The following is a 25,463-nucleotide window of genomic DNA, read 5'->3' as shown; positions in this document are numbered from 1 at the left end:
CTGCCCCCTTCGAGCCTTCCTTTGGGCCTCCAGGGAGGGGCGCCGAACGGCCGATTTCGGTCCAATCGCGGGCGGCGCGGTCACTCCCGCGCAGTTTTCCGCACCGACCCCGCCGCAAATCCTTGACACCCCCTACCCGCGCTTCGTAAATCGCGGGCTCTGACGGACTGCTTCGGCAGCTGCCTTCACGGCCTCTCGGCCGGCAGCCACCCAGATCCGGGCGCATAGCTCAGCGGGAGAGCGTTCCCTTCACACGGGAGAGGTCCAAGGTTCGATCCCTTGTGCGCCCACCATTAAGTCGGAAATTTCAAGAGCTTAGCCGACCATTTCCCTGACGATGTGCCGCCATTTTGCCGGGGCATGATCCGGGCACACCGCGAATGTCGGCGATCGTCAGGATTTCGTCGACCGCAGGTCCCCCAAATCGCACCAGCTGGACGATCAGGCAGAGGCGCTCCGCACGAACCCAAAGCTTGCGATCGGGCAGCGGGCGCAATGAAATTGTGGCTGGTCACATCGCCAGCGACGCGAGGTTCTTCATCCTGGCCATCTGGCCATAGAGCTCGCAGCCATCGTATCGCTCGCGTACGAGCGCGCAGCCGTTCAGCAGCATCAGGAGGCCAGCAGGCATCCGGCACTGACGCTTGGCCGCATCGACCGGACGGAAAAGCGGCAACGAGGCTTGGTCGATTGAAGCACGAGCGCATCCATTCTCTGGTTGCACGGCGACCGGGCTCCTCATCGGACCCGGTCGCCCGCAGGATAATCGCTACGGCCTCTTCGGCCTGATCGCGTCAGCCGTCGCCTGGACAGAGGCCTGGATCTTCACGACGTCCTCGTCCGTCACCTTGCCGGTGACGTCCGGCATGCCCGTGATCGCGGAACGGTCCGTTGAAGACGATGTTCCTCAGCCCGATGATCTCCTCGGCCGGTACATAGCCGAGATTGCGGATGTTGATCCCCCCAGAAGAGCCGCGATGAGGGCTCCGGCATGGCCTCTCATGTCGACGACGAGGCTGCGGGAATGTCTGGCGAAACGACTGCATTCTAGGAGCTGGGAGAGAGATCGTGGGCCGGGCACTATCCGCCTGTCTACGTCCAAGATCTGACCGTCAATAGCTGTCGATCTGCTTCTCGATGATCGGACAACGCGCACGCGACGAGTACGCAAATGGCGTGCGTGACATACTCGACTACGAGGACGTTACGAGGCGCAAGCAACGGCTGGAGCCGTACGACTTCTTCACGCCAATCCATGTTCGACCGCGATCCGGGCGAGGTCCATCAAGCTTCGGGCGCCGAGATTTCTCTTCAACACCGTGCAATTGTTGGCGATCGTCTTGTACGAGACCTCCAAGATGTTGGCGACTTCCGCAGGAGCAAGACCAGCGCCAAGGAGGCGAAGGATCTCGAGCTCCCGTGAAGTCAGTTCACGGAGCGGACTTGCCCCTCCGGACGCTTTGAAGAAGGCAAGCTTGTGGGCGATTTCCTCGGAGATATACGCCGCACCTTTCGCGACCTGATGCATCGCGTCTAGGAAACGCAAGGGATCGTCGCTCTTGGACAGATACCCCTTCGCACCAGCGTCGATCGCGCGGGCGGCAAAGATGGGGTCGCTGTGCATGCTGAAGATGATGATCCGGGCTTTCGGGTCACGCAGCAGGATTCGGCGACACAATTCGAACCCGGAAATGCCCGGAAGATTGATGTCGATTGCTGCAACGTCCGGACTCGACGAGAAGTATTTGGTGTATCCGCTCTTTCCGTCCGCCGCGTCGATCAGTTCAATCTCCGGATCGCTCTCGATCAAAGCCCTGCAACCCGAGACGATCAACGGGTGATCATCAACAATCAGAATGCGCATTTATCTGCTCGGCGATCAGTTCAAAAAGGTATGTAGCTACTCAGTCCGACGGCGGCAAGCGGCGCGATGATTGATTTTCAGAATTCCGACGGATTGATCTGGCCCGATTGAAGACGTGCATACAACTCAACCTTTTGTTGATTGCCATCTTAGATTGCTTCCATGCGCGATCAATTCGGTCGGCGACTCCCCGCCTTCCGTTGCGGCACCCGTTGCCATCTCCGTCGAGCAGCTGAAATTGGACCGAGAGATCAGCTCCATCGTCGCGTTCCGAGAACATGACGCGCCCTGGTGCAAACAGGAATTTCTTCCCGAAACATGTCGGGAGATTCTGACAATCCCGTTCAACTTCGGGATCGAGATCGCAAGCCAGCGGCGCTGTCGTGCGTTGCGCCACGAAGACCCGCTCTTCCTTTCGCACTTTCGCCCCTATCCCGCACGACGATGAGTTGGGAATGACGGCGTCAGAGTAGACCGAAGTTGAAATCTTGCGGTTGTCCGCTTGTGAGCGCGCGTCGTCGTCGAGTTGTCCGCTTCACGCTTCGCATCGGCATTGCAGGTCAGGGCTTAGAATGAGTGTGTCAAGATTACTTAGAACCCTGCAGCAATCCCGAGGTCTTTCATTTCGGATCTGGATGGCTGCAGCCATTGTCACTTTTGTACTATGCTGGTCGGATCGGACAACGTTGGCACAGAGCCCGTCTTATATTGGCAGTGGAACGCCGATCGAGACGAGTGGCTCGACTTCGTCCACGGCAGTGCCGACCGGCCCAAACTCACCATCACGGGCGGCAGGCGCGCCAGCTCCGGAGTCAGCAACGAAACCACCTGCCTTGAGTGAGGCTGCTACGGTCACCACGCCCCCGCAACCCGTGGCTGTCAGCGAGCCTGCGCATGTGGCGCCTTCGTCGCCCCCAACCGCTTCGCCTCCGATTGCTGAGCAGGCGCTTGGCGAAGGTGGCTCCACACCTGGAGAACTATCTCCTTTCACCATGTTTATCGGTGCCGACTTCATCGTGAAGAGCGTGATGATCGGGTTGGTCCTCACGTCCGTGCTGACATGGACGGTGTGGCTGTTCAAAACCGTCGAGCTCCATCTCGCGAAACAGAACGCACGCACCGGACTGCGCGTGCTGACCGCGGCGCAGACGCTTGCAGCCGCCGCGTCGGAGCTGCGCCCCAGTCGTAACGTTGCGGCCAGGTTTGTCGCGGCGGCCCTGAGGGAAGTCGAACTATCATCCGGCGTTTCGGAGCATGGCGTGAGAGACAGGCTGTCCTGGCAGCTGGAGCGCGTGGAGGCAGCCGCCAGCCGGCGCATCGCCTTTGGCATGGGCCTGCTTGCTACGATCGGTGCGGTCGCCCCCTTTGTTGGTCTGTTCGGTACCGTCTGGGGCATCATGAACAGCTTCATTGGCATCTCGCGCCTGCATACCACCAACCTCGCTGTCGTGGCCCCCGGTATCGCGGAGGCGCTGCTGTCGACCGCAACCGGGCTGGTCGCCGCGATTCCCGCGGTTGTGATCTACAACGGCTTCACACGGGCGATCGGCAACTATCGCGCGACATTGCGGGACATGTCCGTCGCCGTGCTGTGCCTGGTTGACCGGACGCCGGCCCGATCATTGCCGAGATCGACGACCGACGAATCGTCCGAGCCCCCCATCTCCGAAGCAGCAGAATAGGCGCGAAGATGGTGTTTCCAGCCGACAGCGGCGACGATCTCGCAATGAGCCACGAGATCAATGTGACGCCGTTCATCGACGTGATCCTGGTGCTCCTGATCATCTTCATGGTGGCCGCTCCGCTCGCGACAGTCGACGTGCCGGTCGATCTTCCGAGATCGACGGCACAGCTGCAACCGCGACCCGACAAACCTATCTTTGTCACGCTGAAGGCCGATCGCTCGGTCGCGATCAACGACGGACCGGTGAGTCGGGACGATGTCGGGCGAGCGCTCGATGCCGCCAGCAGCCACGACCGCGAGAAGCGGCTGTTCGTGCGTGCTGACAGCGCGGTGAGCTATGGTGAAATCATGCAGCTCATGAATTTGCTCCGGACAACCGGCTATACCAAGATCGCCCTGGTTGCGCTGGAGTCCCGGCCCGGCACATGAGCAGCATGCCCACGCATTGGTCCGACGACGACGGCCGCGCACGACGCGCGGGATGGGGGCTCGCAGCCACGGCTGTGCTGGCCGCACACACCGCCGCATTGATCGGCTATCTGGCATTGTATCGACCCGCGGCCGGTCTGGCTGCCGCCCCCGTCGTGACCGTCGAATTCATGCCGCCTTTGACCGAACCCTCGTCTCAGACGGTCGGCGCTGCCTCAGCACAGGACACGATCGACCGCAAGCCGGTCGAGGAACCAGCCCCGCAGCCCGCGCCATCTCCCGAGGACACGGCCTCAGAACCGGAACAGCAGTCAGCTTCGACCCTGCCCCCACAGCCGTCGGAATCCGTTGAGCAGAAGTCGCAGCCAGCGCCACCATCCGAGATGGCCGAGCAGCCGGTCGCGGTGCAGCCGCCGGTGGAGACAGTGGTCGAGCGGCCAGCGCCTGTGGCACCCATTCGTCCTTCGATCGCCCAGCATGCGAAGACCGAGCCCCACGATCGCAAGAAGCCGGCTGCAAGACCGGCCCAGACCGCTTCGGTACAGGCTGCCAAATTCGTCGCCCCACCACGGCATCAGGACGCAGCAAGTGTCGGCGCCGACGACGGACGCGCGGCGTGGCTTGGAGAGCTGAGGGCCAAACTCCTGCGCGTCAAGCAATATCCGGCCGCAGCCGCTGCCGAGCATCGGACCGGGACCGTCCAGCTCAGCTTCACGGTCAGCCGCGACGGCCGCGTTCTGTCACGCCACATCCAGCGCAGCTCGGGCTCGTCCACGCTCGATCAGGAAGTCCTGGCCATGATCGAACGCGCGCAGCCGCTCCCGCCATTTCCGCCCAGCATGCCCCAGGCGCAGACCGCCCTGACCGTGCCGGTCACCTTCGCTCCCTGAGATACCGGGGCTCGGTCCGGACAGCGCCAAGCTCGGCAATATTTTCGCAAATCAACTCATCACACCATTGCCCATTGCCCATTGCGCGAGCGGGCAAGTTGCAGCGGGCCATCGAGAGCGGGCGTTGCTGGGTACGCACACCATGGGTCAGCCGGCCAGATCCCGATCGCCGTCTTTGACGAAGATCACGTCATGCACTGCATCGCTTGCCGGACACGATGTCGGAATTGTACGGCGGGCGAGCCAAGAGGAAATGAGCATGCTCCCTCGAGATCGATCAACAAGTGACCAATTTGTCCACGGGAGCCCAAGTGCCCATTGAGCAGCCGGTCACCCGACGTAAAGAGCTCACGTCGTCACCGGGCAGTGACGGGGTGTCCTACAAGCTCACCCGCATGCTGAAGAGGAACGTGCGCGGATCCCCGACCGTGATCCAGTTCGTCTTGCTTCCGGACGACGGATAATAGGTCGTATCGAACAGATTGTTGACCTTGAACGACAGGGTCGTCAGCGGTCCTCCGGGCTGCGGCTTGAAGCTGTAGGAGATGCCGGCGTTGGCGACCACGTATGAAGGAAGGAAGAACGTGTTTTTCGAGTCGACCGCATTCCTGGTCGCACCGCTCAGACCCGCCGACAGCGTCAGGCCATCGAGCCGACCGTCCATGAAATGATAGGCGCCGAAGAGCGCGAAGATGTCACTGGGCGCATTGACGACCTGCTTCCCGATGGTGTTGTTCGTCGCAATGTCGTCGGTCACCCAGACACGCTGATGGCTATAGGCGACATTGACGTCCAAGTTCGGCGTGACTTTGCCGAGCAGCGACAGCGCAACGCCCTCCGAACGCTGAGCCTGCTGAAAGGTCAAGGCACTGCCGATCAGGGTCTGGACGTTGGTCTTGTCGATGCGGAACACTGATGCCTGCGCCAGCAACTTTCCATCGAGAAACTTGGCCTTGATGCCGCCTTCATAGCCGGTGCCCTGCTGAGGCAGGATCGGCCCGACAAACTTCAGGTTCACGCCGAGGCCCGTCGCGTAGATGTTCGGACGATAAGACTGCGCGTAATCGGCGAACAGCGACGCGCGATCATTGATCTTGAAAAGCGCCGAAGCCGACGGCAGGAACGCATACGAGGTGTAGTCCGTCTGGGTCGATCCGGCATAGCGCTGATACTCGTAGATCTGGGCGTAGCGGCCGCCTCCGGTCAAGGTCAACTTGCCGAGGGTGACCGCATCCTGCGCGAACACGCCGAGCTCTCGGATCTTTTGCAATGAGAGCGGCTCGCCGGCCGGATGGCTCGTTGCTGTGAGAGCCGGAATATTGGCCTGACCGTAGACTGGATTATAGAGATTGAACCCGTCAAAGCTCTTGCTGTTGTAGACATCTTGCTCGGTGAGCTTCGCCTCGTAGTAATCAGCGCCAGCCTGGACCTCATGGTGCAGGATTCCGGTGTCGAATCGGTGAGCGCCGCTGAATCCGATCAGACCTTGGTCGGTCAGACGGCCGTCAGGCCCGTTGGTGGAGTAATAGCGCTTCAAGTTTCCGGTTGCTGCATTGAAGTCCGTCTGGTTGTCCGACCGGATCACGGACTGGTTCATGAGCGTGGATGCGTACGAATATTTCAGATGAAAGTCGGTATTCCTGTCCAGATTATAGTCTGTATGGCCATGCACCCAATCATATTTCTCGCTATAATTCGAAGACTCCTCCGAATATGAAACAGTTCGCGGGATGTTCAGCGGCGCATTGTTGAAGCTGGTCACACCGCGGTCATAAGGCTGACGGTTCTGTCCGTGTTCGTAGGCGAGGACCGAAGTCACCATGTCGCTATAATACGCCAACGTCGGCGCAACGAGCTCATCTCGGCTGACCGGATTGCCCGTGCGCCAGGGATCGTTCTTTGACGCACTGGCGACAAACCGATAGGCAAATACGCCATCGGCCGTTTTGTACAGCGGCCCCGTCGCATCGATCGAGCCTGCGAAGTTCTTGAAATCGCCGCTCGGCAGACCGCCGAGGAACTCCGCCGTGTAATGGGCTTCCGGCAAAGGCAGCTTCCGGTTGACGTTCAAGACACCGCCCTCGGACGAATAGCCATAGAGGTAGGAGGCAGGACCGCTGAGAACTTCCACGCTGTTCGAGTTCGCGTTCAGGGCACGATTCATCGGCGCACGCACACCGTCGACCAGCAGCCCGTTGCCACTGCCGATCAGGATGGCGTCCGTCGTGTTGACTTCGAACCCCTTAAGCGTGAGGTAGTCCGTGTTGCCGCCGGTGCCGTTGCCGGCATAAACACCCGGGATGCTCCGAGCCGCTTCGACGAGGCTCTGCGGCATCTGCTGCTGAAGCGTCTGCGGGGTGACGACGTAGACCGAGCGGGGCGTGTCGAGGATCGGCTTGTTCGTCCCGGTCACATCGGATGTCTCAGCGACGGCTCCGTTGTACTTGCCGCTGTAAGGATCGTATTTCGGCGGAGCAGAGACGACGATTTCAGGGACGGCGATCGGAGCCGTCCCGCCTGCAGATTGAGCAAGGGCGTTGTGCGCAACCGTCGTCATCAGAATTGTAAGTAGACTGCGTCTCACCATGTGCCCCGATCCCCTCAGCGATTTGCTATTAGCTTGGCTTGATAGCTAGGAATCGATTCAGGCAGCAACACAGCGCAATTTCGCCAAACGCAAGGTTGAGACAAGAGAGGCGGCCAATTTCCAAAATTTCCCGAAATTCGATTAAGCAAATTCCCTTGGTCAAAGCATCATTCGTCCCGGCAGGCTGCCATTCGGACGGGTCGCGCGAATGACGGGTCCTTGCCACGCTGAAGAATACTCTCGTCCATGACGTGCTTGATAGTTACCGATACCGATCGCTGATTGTCGCTTTCCAAATTGCATCCTGCAGCACCGTCGAACGCCTCGCGTCACAGCGCGCGTGTGACCCGCGCCATGGTTGAACTTGCGGCGCCGTCGGCCGACGTCGTCCCGAACAACTTCCCGTCCGCGCTCAACAGCGACCCTGGCTTGAGGCCGTCGCCCGATCCCGTGAATGCGTGAAGCGTCGTCAGCGTCTGGGAGTGCGCAACAAACGGCACGAACAGCGCGGAAACGCTGATCAGTGCGGCCAAGGCACGTCGCGATTTGACCATGGGTGCTTGCTCCATGGACTGGTTACATTGGGTGCTTTCCGTGATGTTGACTAAGCGGGACGAGGATCCGCCCTCATCACCGCCAATTGGTTCAGTTGCCGTGTATGGACGCTCAAGCCGCACGTTTTGGAGCGGCATCGCGAAAGTCTCGCGACGTCTGTTTCAATCCCGTCCCGGACGAAGCTGGTACATTCACCCGGTGAGTTAGTCGAAAAATCCCTTCATGGAAGCATAGAACCGGTACAGGCCGTCGGGATCGGTCAGTCCGCGCGTGCGCCGGACACAGTCGCGCTTCTCGAAGAGCCGGGGTCCTTGCGGATTCTCGTCAGATCCCACGGCGTCACCGAGCTCCCAGAGTTCGCGCCCGTCGGCATGATAGTGGGTGAACATGATCCGGCGCGGGATATCGGGATTGCGGGCTATCAACGAGCCATGCAGCAGGTCGTTGGAGAAGATCAGAACGTCTCCCCTGCGCAGCATCACCGGAACAGGCTGAGCGCCGGTCTCCTCGATCCAATCGGCGAGGATCGCCATCGAGTGATCGCCGACCGCGCCGTGCCAGCTCAGCCAGTCTTCGGCGCTGCCGCCTTGCCGCCACAGCTCGTGCAGGCGGCTGCGACCGTCCGGAATGGCATCGAGCAGCCGATCCGGAAATGAGGCCAACGCGATATGAGATCGCGGCAGCACCCACATCGGGCCGGCATCGAGATGAACGTCGTCGACGGGAGTCCAGGCGATCGCCCGGCCGCCCGGCGGGCGGGTCGCCATTCCGAAATTATGGAGATGGGGCGTGCCGCGTCGCGCAGCGTTGACCGGCAAGGCGCCCGGGGATTGAGCGAGAAGCCGCGTGTAGCGCGCCACCGGCTCCTGACCGAACACCTGGTGAAGGGCGTCGCGAATCGTTGGATGCAGGGCAATTTGCTCCACCGCATCGATCTCGTTTCCTGCCTGCGCCAGCCTCACCATGGATTCGATCCGATCGCGGGCGGGCGCGGTCGACGGAGCGACGAGGTCCGGACGCAGCTCGCGCAGCGTTGCGAGCGACGCCGCGCAGGCATCGATTTCAGCGGCGGACAGGACGTCGTGAATAACGATGTATCCCTCGCGGGCAAACGCCTCATGCCAATCTGATCGAAGCGTCTCTGCCGTTCTTTCGACGAGCTCGGTCATTGCGTGCCGCCCTCCATGGCCTTGACCAGGCTGCGCGGACGCATGTCGGTCCAGTTCTCGTTCACGAAAGCAAGCGCCTCGGCGCGCGCGGCGTCCCGCAGCCGGACCTCCCAGCCGGGAGGAACGTCCGCGAACGCCGGCCAGAGCGAGTATTGCCCCTCCTCGTTGATCAGAACCAGGTATCGGGCGTCAGGATCTTCGAACGGGTTGGTCATGAGAGGATCTCCTGCTTGTGAGCTTGTGTGAGTAGGCCGTTGAGGGTGTGACAGATGCTGGCGAGCGGGCCGGGTTGCAGCATGTCCCCGTGTCGACAGGGAACGAGGTGGCGATGGAGCGTCCCGTCAACCCGGTCCCTCCAATCGAACGGCGGCAGGGCGCCTGCATCCGCAATGAAGAGATGCGCATCACCTTCCAGACGGGGCGGCTCCCAACCCGTGGCCAATCGAACGTTGTTTCGCGTGATCTCGACGAGCGCGTCGATGTCCCTTGCACTGAGCGTCGCGAGAGCACTACGATCGGCCAGCAGCGCCTGGCGCAGGGACCCGGCCTCCTTCCACCGAGGAAACGCGCCTAACATCGCGACCTGATCGGCAAGCAATTCATCGTCTTGGACCGGCATGGCTTGATCCGCAGCGCGGACCGGATAGGCATCGAGCAGCGTGACGATCCCCGGAGCCTCGCCCTGCTCTTGCAGGCGGCACGCAATGGCATAGGCGGTCAAACCGCCGAACGACCAACCGAGAAGGTGATATGGACCTTTCGGCCGGACACTGCGCATGGCCGCCAGATAGTCCTCCGCCATCGCCTCGATGCTCGAAGCAAGGGTGTCGCCGTCCTTGAAGCCCCGGGCTTGCAGCGCAAAGATCGGCTGATCGGCCGGGAGATATCGCATCAATCGCGCATAGACCCAGCTCAGCCCGCCACCCGGATGAATGCAGAACAGGGGCGGCCTCGTCCCTGCAGCTCTGATCGCAATGAGCCCCTCCAAGGGATTCCCCTCAGGGGCGACGTGATCAATGCTGTTCGCCAGGGCTTCGACCGTCGGATTGTCGAACAGCGTGCGGATCGAGCAATTGACCTGGAAGCGGGCTCTGACCAGCCCGATCAGACGCATCGCACGCAGCGAGTCGCCGCCCAGCGCAAAGAATTCCTCGTCGACACCGACCTCGGGCAGGCCGAGAACCTCGGCAAACAGTCTGCCCATCTCCTCCTCTCGCCTGTCACGCGGGGCGCGCCTGCTGAAGGACACAGCGCGTTCCGGCGCGGGCAGCCGGTCGCGGTCAAGCTTGCCGTTGCGGGTCAACGGCATGTGGTCGAGCATCATGATCTGCGACGGGACCATGTAGCCGGGCAGGTAGGCGGCCAGCGACGCCCGCACGCTTGCCTCGTCATGCACGGCATCCTTGCTCAGCACGACATAACCCACGAGCCGCCGATGCCCCGGCTCGTCCTCGCGCAGGATCACGGCCGCCTGCCTGACGCCATCGACCAGCGAGAGCCGGCTTTCGATTTCGCCGAGCTCGATGCGGAAGCCGCGCATCTTCACCTGATGATCGGAGCGGCCGACATAGGCCAGGCTTCCATCCTCGCGCCGCAAGGCCAGATCGCCGGTCCGGTAGAGTCGTCTGCCGTTGCCCGTCGGATCGGCGACGAAGCGTTCGGCTGTGAGATCGGGGCGCCCGAGGTACCCCCGAGACACGCCGCCTCCGCCAACGAAGACCTCGCCGATGAGTCCGCTCGGCACTTCGCGCAGCGCCGTATCGAGGAGGTGAATTTCGAGATCATCGATCGGGATGCCGATCGGGCTGCCGCCTCCCGTCGGCGAGACCGGCAGGACGAGATGCGTGACATGGACCGTCGTCTCGGTGATCCCGTACATGTTGACGAGCTGCGGCCGTTCGGTTCCGAACCGGTCGAACCAAGGACGCAATTTGTGAACGTCGAGAGCCTCGCCACCGAAAATAACCCAGCGAAGCGCTAAACTCGCAGCGAGCTCGGGCTGCAGTTCGATCGCGTCCAAGAGCTGGTAGAACGCCGACGGAGTCTGGTTCAGGATCGTGACTGCCTGCGCCTCGAGCAGCGCCAGGAAGGCGCCAGGGTCACGCGACGTCTGCCAGGGCACGATGACGAGACGACCGCCATGCAACAGCGCGCCCCAGATCTCCCAGACCGAGAAGTCGAACGCCGTCGAGTGGAAGAGAGTCCAGCAATCCCGTTCATTGAAGGCAAACTGCCGCGTGGCCGTGAACAGCCGCAAGACATTCGCGTGTGTCACCACCACGCCCTTGGGGCGCCCCGTGGACCCGGATGTGTAGATCACATAGGCGGCTGCCAGCGGATGCGCCGTGATGCCAGGCGGCGTTGACGGCAACGAGGCGATACTAGATGCGGTCTCAGGGTCATCCAGGACGACCGCCCTGATGCCTTCGCGCACGGAAGGGTCTGTAGCTGTCACAGTGACCAGGACGGTCGCACCGGCTTCGGCCAGGATGTCAGCAACGCGGGCGGCCGGAAGCGCTTCGTCGAGTGGGATGTAGCAGCCCCCGGCCTTGAGGATCGCCAGCATCGTGATGACCTGCTCCCGACCTCTCGGCAGAACCATGGCCACGGATTGACCGACGCTGAGGCCCAAGGTGACGAGATGCCGGGCGAGCCGGTTGGACGATGCATCAAGCTCGGCATAGGTGATCGTCCGGTCTCCATCGACGATGGCCGTCGCGCCGGGCCGCTGTTCGACTTGGCGCGCGAAGACATCACAGATCGAACGTTCGGACCGATCGACCTCAGCGCCCCCCAGCGCCGGTGGTACGGACGATCTTGTCGTTCCAAGAGCTCCCACGGGTCGATGGGTCTGCCGCGAAAGATCCTCCAAAAGCGCAACGAATTGCGCGGCAATTCCCTCGAGCGTTGCTTCCGGAATGATGTCCGCTCGGGCGTTGAACCTGATGTCCAGCGACTCGCTCGGTACGATGACGATCGACAGCGGATAGTGCGCGAAATCGACGCTCCAGACGCGGGCGACCGCGAGCTCTCCCACCGGTCGAGCAAGCGCGGCCCGGTCGAGCGGGTAGTTTTCATACGCGAGCAGCGTGTCGAACAGATCGCCCAGTCCGATGGCCCGCTGGATGGCAGTGAGGCTGACGTGCTGATGCGACAGCAGCGCGGCTTGAGAGGCTTGAACCCGTTGCAGAAGAGCATGGGCGCTTTCGTCCGGGCGCAGCACGACCCGCAGCGGAAGCGTGTTGATGAACAGACCCACGCTCGTCTCGACACCTGGCAATTCCGGCGGCCGCCCACCGATCGTGATGCCGAAGACCACGTCGTTGCGTCGCGTGAGCCGTCCGAGCAGAATGGCCCAGGCGACCTGCATCACGGTGTTGAGGGTCAGATCGTTGGCGCGTGCGAGGGCGAGAAGGCCGGCCTCCGCGTTCAGGGCGAGGCGGCGCCTGATCTGCACGTGCTGGCCGTCGCCCGGCGCGGCGGTGCCGGCCAATCGGACCGGCTGGTTGAGTCCACGCAAGGCGTCGAGCCAAGCGCCGATCGCAGCTTCACGATCCTGCGCGGCGAGCCAGGTGAGGTAGTCCTTGCGCCGCCCCGGAGAAGCCAGTTCCGCCGAGGGATCAGCGTGCAGTGTCATCAATTCGCGAATGATGTTCGGGATCGACCAGCCATCGATGACGATATGATGGAAGGTGCAGAGCAGACTGTGATGCTGTGCGTCACGGCGAATGAGGCGGAAGCGGACCAGCGGATCGGAACGATCCAGACGGAAACCCGCGCAGCGATCCCTATCCATGATGTCGCGAATGGCCAGATCGGGGGCGACGTCGCTTTGCTGCGGCAGGCTGATGACCCGCCAGTCGAGCGGCACCGTGCGGCGGATCGCTTGCACCGGCCGCGCATCGCTGGTGTCGAGGAAGGTCGCCCTCAGGCTATCATGCCGATCGATCAGACGAGTGGCTGCCGCGTGCAGCCGCTCCTCATCCAGCGGACCTTCGAGCTCGAGAACGACCTGCGACACGTAGATGGCGCTCGCCTCTCGCTCGTAGCGGGCGTGGAACAGGAGGCCTTCCTGGAGCGGGGCGAGGGGCAGAATATCGACGGCGTCCGGAACGGCCCTGAGGAGGCCGTTGACCTGCTCCTGCGACAGCGCGACCAGCGGGAAATCTGACGGCGACCGCCCGCCCCCACCCCGCGTCACCGCGCTCGCAATGTCATCAATCGCAGCGTGCCAATGGTCAGCGATCGCCCTGACGTCCGACGCGCCGATCAGATGGGGAGCGAATGACCAATCGAGGTCGAATGTGGGCCGCCCCTCCTCCTCTCGGGTGATGGCATTGACGGTCAGGATATGTGCGAGCGGCAAGTCGTCGTCGGCGCTCGCCGCGAATTCGTCGAGCACTCCTGTCGAACGTCCCAGGTAGTTGAAGAGAATCTGCGGCTCAATCCCATTGGCGGTCAGACTCCGGGCGTCCGCGTCGCCGTTCTCGGCCAATGCGCGGAGGATGCCGTAGCCGCTGCCATCTCCCGGCGTGCGGCGCCGCTGCTCCTTGATGGTCAGCACCGCATCATCGATCTCGTTCGACGACTCGTCGAGCGACAGGAGGAGCGGATACATCACGGTGAACCAGCCCACCGTGCGCGAGACATCGAGAGACCCATGCCCGCGTCCGTGGCCTTCGACAGCCACGAGCAGCTTCGGCCGTGCATCTCCTTGACCCTGACGCCAGCGCTTGACGGCGACCACGAGAGCCGTCAGCAGGATATCGTCAATGCTCGCGGCGAAGGCTTGCGGAATCGGCCCAAGCAGCGCTCGGGTCACCTCGTGCGGACAGGTCGTGCGGAGCACCTGCCGCGTCCCGAACGTATCGCGTGCCCGGTCGAGGGAGACGTTCGGCAGCAGCTGGCCCGCTGAATCGAGCTGCCCATGCCAGAACGGGAGCTCGTCCCGGCGCGACGAGGCATCGCCGGCCATCTCGCGCGCGTAGGCGGCAAACGGCGTCGAGGGCTGATCGAGTGCGCGGCCGCGAAGAAGATTCTCGAGATCCTCGATCAGGATCCGCCAGGAAACACCATCGCAGACGAGATGATGCAGGCAGAGCAGCAGCCAGAGCTGATCCTCACCGGCAAAGATCGTCGCCCGCAGCATGATGCCGCGTTCGGGCGAGAGAGCCGAGGCCAGCCTCTGACGCTCCTCCGCAAGCTGCGCTCTCCACTCCGTCGTTGCCGCGGCCTTCTCTGAGACGTCTGGTGGTGTGGCTGCTTCAACCGGCAGGATCGTGATGACGTCGGCAAGCTGCTTGGCGCGGAGCATCTCGTGACGACGCCAAAGCGTGCCGACGGCTTCGACCACCGCGGCGGCGGTGGTGTCGGACCCGAGGTCTATGACCACCGACTGGGCGTAGCACCCGATGGGACCGCCGCGGCGCGACAACCATTGCATGATCGGTGTCGGCTCGAATGACGTCGCCGCGGCAGGGCGCGCGGCGACGTCGGTCTTGACGGGCCGGGCAGCGGCCGCAAGGGCGCGCACCGTCTGCAGCTCAAACACCTGTTGGGGCTTCAGCACATAGCCCGCGCGTCGGGCGCGGCTGACCAGTTGGATCGACAGGATGGAATCGCCGCCGAGCGCGAAGAAGCCTGCGTCGGCGCTCACGCGATCGACCTTGAGAAGGCCGGCGGCGATCTGCGCGATTGCGCGCTCAGCCTCCGTCGCCGGCTCCACGAAACTCTCGGCCTTGGGCGTCGGGGCCAGCAACCCCGCCCGATCGATCTTGCCGTTGGCCGTCAGCGGGAACTGATTAAGTATCACCAGATCGTCCGGCACCATGAAGTCCGGCAGCCGGCCCGCCAGGATCTCGCGCCAGTGCGGCAGCGCGGCGCGGGCAACGGCATAGGCCACGAGCCTCTGCCGCCCCGCCTCGTCGGAGTTCGCCAGCACCAATGCCTGATCGATGCCCGGCAGTTCGAGAAGCGCCATCTCGATCTCGGCAGGCTCGATGCGGTGACCCCGCATCTTGATCTGATGATCCGTGCGGCCGAGGAAGACGAGCGCGCCATCGCCTCGGCGCTGCACGAGGTCGCCGGTGCGATACATGCGCGCGCCTGGACCGCACCAGGGGGCCGCGACGAAGCGTTCGGCTGTAAGGTCCGGCCGCCGGAAGTAGCCACGCGCAAGTCCGGCGCCCGCAATGTACAATTCTCCGGGGAGTCCTTGAGGAACGGGTTGCAGCGCCTCATCGAGGATCAGGAGCCGGGTGCCGGCAATTGGCGCGCCGATCGCGACGGCGCCCGCTTCCGGATCGTCGGCACGAAGTTCATGGGCCACACAGCCGACGACGGTTTCGGTCGGACCGTACTCGTTGATGAGACGTGTGTCGGGCGCCCCTGTTCGCCAGGGCTGCAGCGTTTCCGCCGCAAGCGCTTCGCCGCCGATGACGAGCCGCCGCGCCAGTCCGGCGAGACGTTCCACAGTGGACATCTGCGCCAGTAATCCGACCTGGGTCGGCGTCAGCTTGAGCAGGGAAAGGCGATCACGTCGGTCGGCCAGCAGATCGAACTGGCGCGCTTCGTCAAACAGAATGACGCGTTCGCCGGCCAGGAGCGGCAGCAACAGACTCGTGATGGTCGCGTCGAACGCGAGGGACGTCGTGACCGCGGCGCCACCGCCCTCGCCGAGACCGTAGGCGTCGATCGCCCAACCGGCGTAGTTTGCAAGCCCGCCACGGGTGACGACGACTCCTTTCGGTCGTCCCGTCGTGCCGGAGGTGAAAATGAGGTAGGCCGGGCTGTCAGGAGACGGAACGACCGTGGGAAAGCGATCGCCGCTCTCGCGGACATCGACCAGACTGATCTCGGACCGCATGCGTTGCCTTGCGGCGGCGTCGCCGAGCGTCAAGCTGACGTCAGCTTGTGCGATCAGCGCCGTGAGCCTCGCATCGGGGTACTTCGGGTCGAGCGGCACGAACGTGGCGCCGGTCTTCAGAACACCGATGAGCGCGGCCACCAATTCCGCTCCGCGCTCGAAGAGAAGCGCAACCCGATCTTCCGGCCTTACGCCTCTGTTCGTCAGGCGCGCGGCGATCGCATCCGACCAGAGATCGAGGTCTTTGAAAGTCAGCCGATCCGCCCCACTCTCGACAGCAATCGTCGCCGGCCGGCGAACGACCTGCGCGTTGAAACGGGCGATCACGTCTTGGGCTGGCGCCACTGGATCTGGACCGCTGATCAGTCCCGGCTGCAAATCTTCGCGAGAACTCGCTCTCAGGGCGCCAACGGCCTGGTCCGGGTTGGCGCAAAGTCCGATCAGAAGATGCCGAAAGCGAGTGAGCAGTTCGTCCCCGGCACCGGGCTCGAACAGATCGGCGCGATAGTTGAGCCTGAAGGCGAGCTGCTTGCCTGGTAACGCCAGAAACGAAAGCGTGTAGTGAGACGTTTCACGTCCCTCGACGGCGTCGATGCGCAAGTCGCCGGCGCCGAGGCTTGCCTCGCGATCGGGGAAGCTCTCGTACACGACCAGCGTATCGAACAGCTTGCCGTCTGCGATGCGCTGGAGATCGGCCAACGGCACGTTGGGATGCGCGAGCAGGAAGGCGACCCTGTCCTGAACGGATTGGCAGAGCTGCCGCAACGTCATGTCCTGCCGGACGGAGACCCACAGCGGGAGCGTATTGATCAGCAGACCGACGATCCGGTCCGCGCCTGAGAGTTCGGGCGGCCGGCCCGAAACCGTGATCCCAAACGAAACCTCGTCCTGGCGCGTCAGACGCGACAGCAGAACCGCCCACGCGGTCTGCACCAGCACGCTGGGCGTGGTGGACAAGGCTGCGGCACAGGATGCGACCGCGGAGGTTTCCGCGGCGCTCAAGGAATCCCGCGCAACGGCGTGGAGCATCGACCGGCTCTTATCCTTCTTCTCGACCAGATGCGTGAGCGGCGGAGCACCGGCAAGGGCTTCGGTCCAGGACTTGAGAGCCTCGACCTGGTCTTGAGCGGCCAGCCATTCCAGAAAGCGGCGATGGGGAACGGCCGCCGGCAGACTGACACCGTCATACAGCGCGGCGAGATCTCGCATCACGACCGGAATCGACCAGCCGTCGAGAAGAAGATGATGCAGACTGAGGACCAGCAGCGAGGTTCCGTCGTCTCGTTGAAGCAGCGTGAAGGCGACCAAAGGCGGCTGCGCGGGGTCGAAGCGTCTGGCCTGGTTGGACGCGAGCCAGGCCTGCTCATCATCCGCATCGGCGATGCGCACCTCTTCCCAGCACAGCTCGACCGCGGACAAGACGATCTGGATCGGACGATCATGGCCCTGGTGCTCGAAACATGAGCGCAGGACGGCGTGTCGCGCGACGAGCGCAGCACATGACGCACGCAGGCGGACCGGATCGACTTGCCCACCCAACCTCAAGACCAGTTGGACGAGATAGGTGTCATCGCCCTCGTCGTCATAAAGCGTGTGAAACAGCAGTCCTTCCTGAAGCGGCGTGAGCGGAAGAACATCCTCGAGCTGCGGCCGCCGCGCAGCGAGCCCGTCGATCTCGGCCTGTGACAGGTTGACCAGTGGAAGATCTGCCGGCGTCAAGATCGGACGAACGTCGTCCATGCCAGCGAAATCGAGGACGGATCGGAGGGCGTCGGCCCACGACCGAGCCAGTGCCTCAACAGTCGAGCCCGCGACGAGATCGGGGGCCCATGCCCATTCGATCGAAAACACAGGACCGGACCTGTCATCCCTGATATGCGCAAGCACCTCGATAGCATGTGCTACGGCCATGTCGGGGTCGCGGACAACGCCGAGGGCCGGATGCTCGGATGCCGGCAGCCATGATCCCGCTCCGTCGCTGAAGCGGCCGAGATAGTTGAAGCAGATCTCAGGCGTCATAGCATCCCGAAGCAGCTTGCCTTCGGACTCGTTCAAGTAGCGCAACAGCCCAAACCCCACGCCATTGGCTGGGATCGTGCGCATGGCCTGCTTGACGCTGCGCAGGAGCGCCGGAAGTTCGGCTGCTCCGTTTCCGGCAGGACCGCTCAACACCGCCGGAAAGAGGCTCGTGAACCAGCCCACCGTCTGGCCGGCGTCGATCCCCACGACGACGTCTTCGCGTCCGTGCCCCTCGACGTCGATCCTCAGTGCACCATCGTCCGACTGCGCGGTCTGGCGCGCGGCCATGAGAAGCGCCGTCAGCAGAAGCTCGTGGATCTTCAGGTTCAGCCGGCCGGGAGCGGCGAGGAGCGATCTCGTCTCCGCCGGCGTCAGAGAGCTGGTCATGCGGTTGACGTCCGCGACGCGGTCGCGGGCCGCCATCAGCGGGCCTGACACAAAGCTGATCGTGGGTGCGTCCAGAACCGCGCGCCAGTAGGGAATTTCGCTGACCACCTCAGCGCTTCCCGCAGCGTCACTCAGTCCGAGAGCCCAGCTGCGGAAGGTCGAGGGCGGCGGCGGAGGCTCGGTACCATTCGCGAACGCCTGCCATAACGCCGCAAGTTCGTTCATCACGATGCGCCAGGACACGCCGTCAATGGCAAGGTGATGGATTACGAGGAGCAGACGGCGTCCGAGATCTCCGGACTCGGGTACGAGTCGTGCCTGCAGCAGCCGGCCTTCGAAGGGCTGAAGCTGCATCGCGGCCTCCTGCGTTGCCACAGCAACGTCGGCCCCGGCCGGCAATGTGGCAACCGAACCGGCATGGAATCCGGCTTCGGCCGGCCGCACCTCGAGGGTCCAATCGGCGTTGAGACGAAGCCGCAGCGCATCGTGGCGGGCGGCAAGCCGATCGAGCAGCAAGGTCACCGCGGTCTCGGTCAAATCGACGGGGACATCGAGCAGTACGGATTGGCTGAAATGGGCGCTCTGCCCTCGATCCCTCAGCCAGAGCATGATCGGCGTTGCCGGCAGCGATGTCCCCGGGATCGGATCGGACGAAGGACCATCGGCAGCCCGGCTGGCCACCAGCGCGAGTCCGGCGACGGTGGGATGACGGAAGACCTGGCGCGGGCTGATGGCGAGGCCGCGCGTGCGGGCACGCGCCACCAGCCGTAGCGATGTGATGCTGTCCCCGCCGAGATGGAAGAAGTTTGAGTTAGCATGGATGTCGGGAGTGGCGAGGAGGTCCGCGAAGATGTCGGCGATGATCATCTCGGTGGGCGTCGAAAGCGGGACAGCAGTCTCGCCCCAGCTCCCGGCCCGGGGTGCGGGCAGTGCGGCACGATCGAGCTTGCCGTTGGCGTTGAGCGGCAGCGCGGCGATGCCGATGAAGGCGCCGGGCACCATGTAGTCCGGCAGCGTCTCGGCCAGATGAGCGCGCAGCTCCGCGGCCGGCGGCACGGTATCGCGCGCCACAACATAGGCGACCAGCGAGGCGACACCCGATCCGAGGTCGCGCGGCACGACGACGGCGTCCTTGACGGCGGCATGACGCACCAGACGCTCTTCCACTTCGCCGAGTTCGATCCGGTAGCCGCGGACCTTCACTTGATGATCGGAACGGCCGAGATAGTCGAGGTTGCCGTCGCTGCGCCACCGCACGATGTCGCCGGTGCGGTACATCCGCTCGCCAGGGGCGCCATGGGGATTGGCGACAAAGCGTTCGGCGGTGAGACCAGGGCGGTCGAGATAGCCGCGCGCCAGCCCGACGCCGGCGAGATACAGATCGCCGGCGACACCGGGAGGCAGTGGCCGCAGCGCCTTGTCGAGGACGTAGACGGGCCGGTTGCGCAGCGGCCGTCCGATCGGCGGAACCTCGTCGCCGCTGTCGGGCGCGTGCCACGCGGTGGCGTAGACCGTGGCCTCCGTCGGGCCATAGACGTTGGAGATGCGGCAGCCGGGGCGTTCAGCCCGCAGCCGGCGGATGAGGCGCGCCGGCAACGCCTCCCCCGCCAGCACGACGGCGGACAGTTTTGGTGGCAGGGCGGCGTGATCGAGCAGGCTCGCCAGCGCAGACGGAACGCCGCTGATCATTGCGGCAGGGCCCGCATCATCGGCATACTCGGCGAGCGCGAGCAGGTTCTCCAGCAGGTCGATGCGCCCTCCCCGGCACAGCGGCGCCAGGATCTCGAACACGGAGACGTCGAAGGCGAGCGATGTCGTGACGAAGACGCGGTCGAGGCTGCGCCCGTAAGTGTCGTGGGCCCAGGCAATGAGATCGGCGACACCCCGCTGCTCGACGACGACGCCCTTGGGCAGGCCGGTCGATCCGGAGGTGTAGATCACGTAAGCGGCGTTGCCGGGGGCCAGGCGGTGATGGCCCTGATGCGGAGACGGGTCGGTCTCCTCAGCGGCGAGCATACCGTGACCGAGACGCAGGCAAGGCAGGTCCGCAGGCAGGCGCTCCACATTGGCGTCATCTGTCAGCGCGAAGCGAACATGAGCGTCGCGGATCACCGCGGCGATGCGCGCCGGCGGATAGGTCGCATCGAGCGGCAGGTAGGCGGCCCCGCTCTTGAGCACGGCCATCAGCGCCGCAATCAGATCCGGCGTCGTGCGCGACATGACAAGAGCGACACGGTCCTCGGGCCCGAGGCCATGGGCCAGCAGCGTGTGGGCGATCCGGTTGGCGCGACGATTCAGCTCGTCATACGTCCAGGCAGCGCTACCGCAGACGACCGCCGTGGCGTCGGGCGAGCAGTGCACCTGCGCTTCGAACCACGCCGCGGGCAGCCTCTCGGGCAGCGGGGCGGCCGTCGCATTCCAGCGGCCGAGCACCAGATCGCGCTCCTCCTCCAGCAGCAGGTCCACCGCGCCCACACGGCCATCCACGTCAGACGTCAAGCACGACAGCAGATGCAGGAAGCGCTTCGCAAACAGTTCGATCGTCGTCGGGGCATAGAGCGACGTGCTGTATTCGATCACGGCGCTCATGCCGAGCGGCCGCAGATCGGAATCCCGGTGATCGCGAAAGGTGAACGACAGATCGAACTTCGACGTCCTGGTCGACACCGCGCGGCGATGGATCGACAATCCAGGCGCGCAAGGCAACGGATCGGCGTTGCCAAAGGCCAACATCACCTGGAACAGCGGATGGAGAGAGAGCGTCCGAGGTGGGTCGAGAAGCTCGATGAGCCGCTCGAACGGCAGAGCCTGATGGTCGTAGGCGGCGAGATCTGCCTCCCGCACCCGGGCCAGCAGAGTTCTGAACGACGGATCGTCTCCAAGGTCGGTCCGCAACACCAGCGTGTTGGCAAAACATCCGACCAGGTCGCGAAGGACGGGATCATGGCGTCCATCAATCGGCGTGCCGATCGGCACATCCGTTCCAGCGCCGAGCCGGGACAAAAACACGGCGAGCGCCGCATGGATGAACATGAAAGGGGTGGCATCGGCTTCGGCCGCGAGGTCAAGGATACGGCGATGCAGTTCGACAGGAATAGCGAAATGATGCTCGTTGCCGCTGTCGTCGAGAACCGCCGGACGTACGTAGTCGGTTCGGGGCGTCGCTTCCTGCGGCAGGCAGTGGAGGGTCCGCTTCCAGAAGGCTTCGTCATCCGGCGGGCTCGATCCCGGCGCGCCATTTCCGCTCTGCTCGGAGAGAGCGAAATCCGCATATTGGAGAGGCAACGGAGCCAGCATCGTGGGGCGCCCGGCACGCCGATCCGCATAACAATGAATCAGGTCCCGCAATAAGGGCGTCAACGACGCTCCATCGATGGCGATGTGATGCACGGTCAGAAGGAGAACGTGCAGGTCCGAAGCGATCCGGAACAACACCGCGCGACAGGGAATATCGGTCTTGAGATCGAACGGAATTCGTCCTTCGGCCAGGATCAATCCGTCGACCGCTCCCGCTTCGACCTGCACGATCTTCAGTTGAGCGCTCGCTTCGGCGACGACAATCTGAAACGGCTCGCCGTCCTCCTCGCCGAAGCAACTCCGAAGCGGCTCGTGGCGCCGAACGACGTCGTTGACGGCGTCACGGAGCGCGGCCTCATCGAGGTGACCCGCAAGCTCGATCGCCACGGGAACGTGATAGGCGGGCAATGATCCCTCGAGGCGATCCAGCAGCCAAAGACGGCGTTGGGCCCTGGAAAGCGGGATGCGTTCGGGCCGTGGAGTGAGACGGGTCCATTGCGGCTTGTCATCACTCAGATCGCCGCTGGCGGCTTCTCTCTCAACATGCTGCGCAAGCATGGCCACGGTCGGCGATCGGAACACCGTGCTGAGCGGCCAGCGTCCTCCCATTCGTCTGCGCAGGGCAGCGACCAGGCGAACGGCCAGCAGCGAGTCCCCGCCGAGATGGAAGAAGTTTGAGTTGGCATGGATGTCGGGAGTGGCGAGGAGGTCCGCGAAGATGTCGGCGATGATCATCTCGGTGGGCGTCGAGAGCGGGACGGCGCTCTCGCCCCAGCTCCCGGCCCGCGGCGCGGGCAGCGCGGCGCGATCGAGCTTGCCATTGGCGTTGAGCGGCAGCGCCGCCAGGCCGACGAAGGCACCCGGCACCATGTAGTCCGGCAGCGTCTCGGCCAGATGAGCGCGCAGCTCCGCGGCCGGCGGCATGGTATCGCGCGCCACGACATAGGCGACCAGCGAGGCGACACCCGATCCGAGGTCGCGCGGCACGACCACGGCGTCCTTGACGGCGGCATGACGCACCAGACGCTCTTCCACTTCGCCGAGCTCGATCCGGTAGCCGCGGACCTTCACCTGATGATCGGAACGGCCGAGATAGTCGAGGTTGCCGTCGCTGCGCCACCGCACGATGTCGCCGGTGCGGTACATCCGCTCGCCGGGGGCGCCATGGGGATTGGCGACAAAGCGTTCGGCGGTGAGACCAGGGCGGTCGAGATAGCCGCGCGCCAGCCCGACGCCGGCGAGATAGAGATCGCCGGCGACACCGGGAGGCAGTGGCCGCAGCGCCTTGTCGAGGACGTAGACGGGCCGGTTGCGCAGCGGCCGTCCGATCGGCGGGACCTCGTCGCCGCTGTCGGGCGCGTGCCACGCGGTGGCGTAGACCGTGGCCTCCGTCGGGCCATAGACGTTGGAGATGCGGCAGCCGGGGCGTTCAGCCCGCAGCCGGCGGACGAGACGCGCCGGCAACGCCTCCCCCGCCAGCACGACGGCGGACAGTTTTGGTGGCAGGGCGGCGTGATCGAGCAGGCTCGCCAGCGCAGACGGAACGCCGCTGATCATTGCGGCGGGGCCCGCATCATCGGCATGCTCGGCGAGCGCGAGCAGGTTCTCCAGCAGGTCGATGCGCCCTCCCCGGCACAGCGGCGCCAGGATCTCGAAGACCGAGACGTCGAAGGCGAGCGATGTCGTCACGAAGACGCGGTCGAGGCTGCGCCCGTAAGTGTCGTGGGCCCAGGCAATGAGATCGGCGACACCTCGCTGTTCGATAACGACGCCCTTGGGCACGCCGGTCGATCCGGAGGTGTAGATGACATAGGCGGCGTTGCCGGGGGCCAGGCGGTGATGGCCCTGATGCGGAGACGGGTCGGTTTCCTCAGCGGCGAGCGCACCGTGACCGAGACGCAGGCAAGGCAGGTCCGCAGGCAGGCGCTCCACATTAGCGTCGTCGGTCAGGGCGACGCGAACATGAGCGTCGCGGATCACCGCGGCGATGCGCGCCGGCGGATAGGCTGCATCGAGCGGCAGGTAGGCGGCCCCGCTCTTGAGCACGCCCATCAGCGCGGCAATCAGATCCGGCGTCGTGCGCGACATAACGAGAGCGACGCGGTCCTCGGGCCCGAGGCCCCGGGCCAGCAGCGTGTGGGCGATCCGGTTGGCGCGACGATTCAGCTCGTCATATGTCCAGGCAGCGTTACCGCAGACGACCGCCGTGGCGTCCGGCGAGCGGCGCACCTGCGCTTCGAACCACGCCGCGGGCAGCCTCTCGGGCAGCGGGGCGGCCGTCGCATTCCAGCGACCTAGCACCAGATCGCGCTCCTCCTCCAGCAGCAGGTCCGCCGCGCCCACGCGGCCATCCACGTCAGACGTCAAACACGACAGAAGATGCAGGAAGCGCCGACGAAACCGCGCGAGGTCCTCGTCGTTGCGCCGCCCGGCATTGGCGTTGAAGTCGATCCGCAATGCGGGGGTGTCACCGTTCGGGTAGGCGACGACCGAGTAGTCGTCGACCGGACCATTCGACAGGTTTTCCAGCTTCGCGGTCTCGTCACCAAATTGCAGAAGGTCGAAGAACGGGATGACGTTGACGACGACGGAGGTGAGCTCGTCCCCTGCTCCGGTCAGGGACAAGTCGCGGCGGATGTCTTCGAGCCGTGTACGCTGATGCTGGAGCGCGGCTCTTACCTTCAACCGGATCTCGGCCAGAAACTCGCGCCAGCTGGCGCGGGGATCGACGGCCAGCCGAAGCGGAACCACGTTCGAGACGGTGCCCGGCGTGCTCCGCGCCGCTGCTGCGGAACGCGCCGAAACCACGAAGCCGATGACGGTATCGCGAGATCCCCGGCTTGACGACGAGATCGCCGCCGCAGCGGCACAGAGAATGGTTGCAATGCTCAGGCCGGTCGTCGCAGCCACCATCCCAAGAGCGGAGGTCAAACCTGCGGAGAGATGTTCCGTCTGACGTCGAAAGCCGTTTCCATCCGGATCATGCGCTCCCGCGGATGCACCATGAACGAAACCGTCGAGCTCGTTTCGCCAGTAGGCGCGATCCTGTAGAGCTTCGTCGGACGCACGATAGTCGCGATCATCACCCAGCAGCTCTGCGAAAGCCCCGAAGGGCCTCGGGGAGGTCTCCCTGCCCGAGATGAGCCGGCTGTACGTGTCGGCAACGCGCTTGGCAAAAAGCGCGCGTGCAAAGCCATCCATCGCAATGTGGTGGAAGAGCTGGCACCAGACGAAATGCCCGTCTTCGAACCGCAGCAGCAGCGAGCGCGCCAGACAGTCGCCCTCGATGTCGATGGGCACGGTGAGCTCGTGCGCCAGTCTCGCCGACAGATCGGCGTCCGAGCGGAGCAGCATGTCCTCCTGCACGAGATGCCAGCGCGGCCGCACACCGAGCCGTTGGACGGGTCCCCGGTCCGAGCGCGAGAATCGGACGTGCAACGCATCGGTCTCATCGACCGTCTGCCGGAGCGCGCGCTCGAAGCAGCCGCGATCGAGGCAGCTCGGAAGATGGATCACCTCGCCGACGGTGTAGGATGGACTATCAGGCTGCAGCGCCTGCGCCAGCCAGATCTCCAACTGCGCAGCACTGAGCGAAACGAGAGGACCTGTCATCATGGGGAAGAGCCGTCCGTTGGAAGAACACGAGAGCGAGCCTGTATCGCGGTGCTGATCGTCATCCAGGCGATTGCTACCGCCCCGGCCTGAGCGAGCCTGCGC

The 25,463-nt window shown here is 64.2% G+C and carries 9 protein-coding genes and 1 tRNA gene; 4 read left to right on the top strand and 6 right to left on the bottom strand.

Translation table 11 applies throughout. The annotated features are described in order from the left end of the window. Positions 1-218 precede the first annotated feature (218 nt). Positions 219-293 (top strand) — tRNA-Val (locus ACQR1L_RS22335). A 950-nt stretch (positions 294-1,243) separates the two neighbouring features. Here the strand turns inward: ACQR1L_RS22335 and ACQR1L_RS22330 are convergent. Next, complete coding sequence (locus tag ACQR1L_RS22330; RefSeq protein WP_434860061.1) at positions 1,244-1,864, bottom strand: response regulator transcription factor; 621 nt, start codon at positions 1,862-1,864, stop codon at positions 1,244-1,246. A 992-nt stretch (positions 1,865-2,856) separates the two neighbouring features. Here ACQR1L_RS22330 and exbB point away from each other — a divergent pair. The 3 genes from exbB to ACQR1L_RS22315 all read left to right on the top strand — a co-directional run bounded on the left by exbB (position 2,857) and on the right by ACQR1L_RS22315 (position 4,867). Next, positions 2,857-3,546 (top strand): tonB-system energizer ExbB, encoded by a 690-nt coding sequence (gene exbB, locus ACQR1L_RS22325; protein ID WP_434860060.1) that lies wholly within the window; start codon positions 2,857-2,859, stop codon positions 3,544-3,546. Positions 3,547-3,554: 8 nt separating this feature from the next. Then, on the top strand, positions 3,555-3,977 hold the full coding sequence (gene exbD / locus ACQR1L_RS22320) for a TonB system transport protein ExbD (protein WP_434860059.1): 423 nt from the start codon (positions 3,555-3,557) through the stop codon (positions 3,975-3,977). A 98-nt stretch (positions 3,978-4,075) separates the two neighbouring features. Continuing rightward, entirely contained in the window at positions 4,076-4,867 is a 792-nt protein-coding gene (locus tag ACQR1L_RS22315) for a TonB family protein (protein ID WP_434860058.1), read from the top strand. Between the two features lie 379 nt (positions 4,868-5,246). Here ACQR1L_RS22315 and ACQR1L_RS22310 read toward each other — a convergent pair whose 3' ends face one another. The 5 genes from ACQR1L_RS22310 to ACQR1L_RS22290 all read right to left on the bottom strand — a co-directional run bounded on the left by ACQR1L_RS22310 (position 5,247) and on the right by ACQR1L_RS22290 (position 25,361). Then, positions 5,247-7,454: a TonB-dependent siderophore receptor gene (locus tag ACQR1L_RS22310; RefSeq protein ID WP_434860057.1), complete on the bottom strand. Its 2,208-nt coding sequence runs from the start codon at positions 7,452-7,454 to the stop codon at positions 5,247-5,249. A 329-nt stretch (positions 7,455-7,783) separates the two neighbouring features. Then, a complete protein-coding gene (locus ACQR1L_RS22305) occupies positions 7,784-8,008 on the bottom strand; it encodes a hypothetical protein (RefSeq protein WP_434860056.1) in 225 nt (74 codons plus the stop codon). Positions 8,009-8,212: 204 nt separating this feature from the next. After that, complete coding sequence (locus ACQR1L_RS22300; RefSeq protein WP_434860055.1) at positions 8,213-9,178, bottom strand: phytanoyl-CoA dioxygenase family protein; 966 nt, start codon at positions 9,176-9,178, stop codon at positions 8,213-8,215. Further along, positions 9,175-9,393, bottom strand: coding sequence for an MbtH family protein (locus ACQR1L_RS22295; RefSeq protein ID WP_434860054.1), 219 nt, complete (start codon positions 9,391-9,393; stop codon positions 9,175-9,177). The genes ACQR1L_RS22300 and ACQR1L_RS22295 overlap by 4 nt, the downstream gene beginning before the upstream one ends. Then, positions 9,390-25,361: an amino acid adenylation domain-containing protein gene (locus tag ACQR1L_RS22290; RefSeq protein ID WP_434860053.1), complete on the bottom strand. Its 15,972-nt coding sequence runs from the start codon at positions 25,359-25,361 to the stop codon at positions 9,390-9,392. Before ACQR1L_RS22290 ends, ACQR1L_RS22295 begins: the two co-directional genes overlap by 4 nt. Positions 25,362-25,463 lie beyond the last annotated feature (102 nt).

It is taken from the genome of Bradyrhizobium sp. HKCCYLR20261, assembly GCF_051168435.1.
In the GTDB taxonomy this organism is placed as follows: domain Bacteria; phylum Pseudomonadota; class Alphaproteobacteria; order Rhizobiales; family Xanthobacteraceae; genus Bradyrhizobium.
Note: the sequence above shows the minus strand (reverse complement) of the source record. Positions and strands in the feature narration are given on the sequence as shown.

Excerpts from the sequence above, each read along its gene's own strand:
- exbD (WP_434860059.1), top strand. The coding sequence starts at position 3,555 with ATGGTGTTTCCAGCCGACAGCGGCGACGATCTCGCAATGAGCCACGAG.
- ACQR1L_RS22305 (WP_434860056.1), bottom strand. The coding sequence starts at position 8,008 with ATGGTCAAATCGCGACGTGCCTTGGCCGCACTGATCAGCGTTTCCGCG.
- ACQR1L_RS22290 (WP_434860053.1), bottom strand. The coding sequence starts at position 25,361 with ATGATGACAGGTCCTCTCGTTTCGCTCAGTGCTGCGCAGTTGGAGATC.
- ACQR1L_RS22295 (WP_434860054.1), bottom strand. The coding sequence starts at position 9,393 with ATGACCAACCCGTTCGAAGATCCTGACGCCCGATACCTGGTTCTGATC.
- ACQR1L_RS22330 (WP_434860061.1), bottom strand. The coding sequence starts at position 1,864 with ATGCGCATTCTGATTGTTGATGATCACCCGTTGATCGTCTCGGGTTGC.
- ACQR1L_RS22300 (WP_434860055.1), bottom strand. The coding sequence starts at position 9,178 with ATGACCGAGCTCGTCGAAAGAACGGCAGAGACGCTTCGATCAGATTGG.
- ACQR1L_RS22310 (WP_434860057.1), bottom strand. The coding sequence starts at position 7,454 with ATGGTGAGACGCAGTCTACTTACAATTCTGATGACGACGGTTGCGCAC.
- exbB (WP_434860060.1), top strand. The coding sequence starts at position 2,857 with ATGTTTATCGGTGCCGACTTCATCGTGAAGAGCGTGATGATCGGGTTG.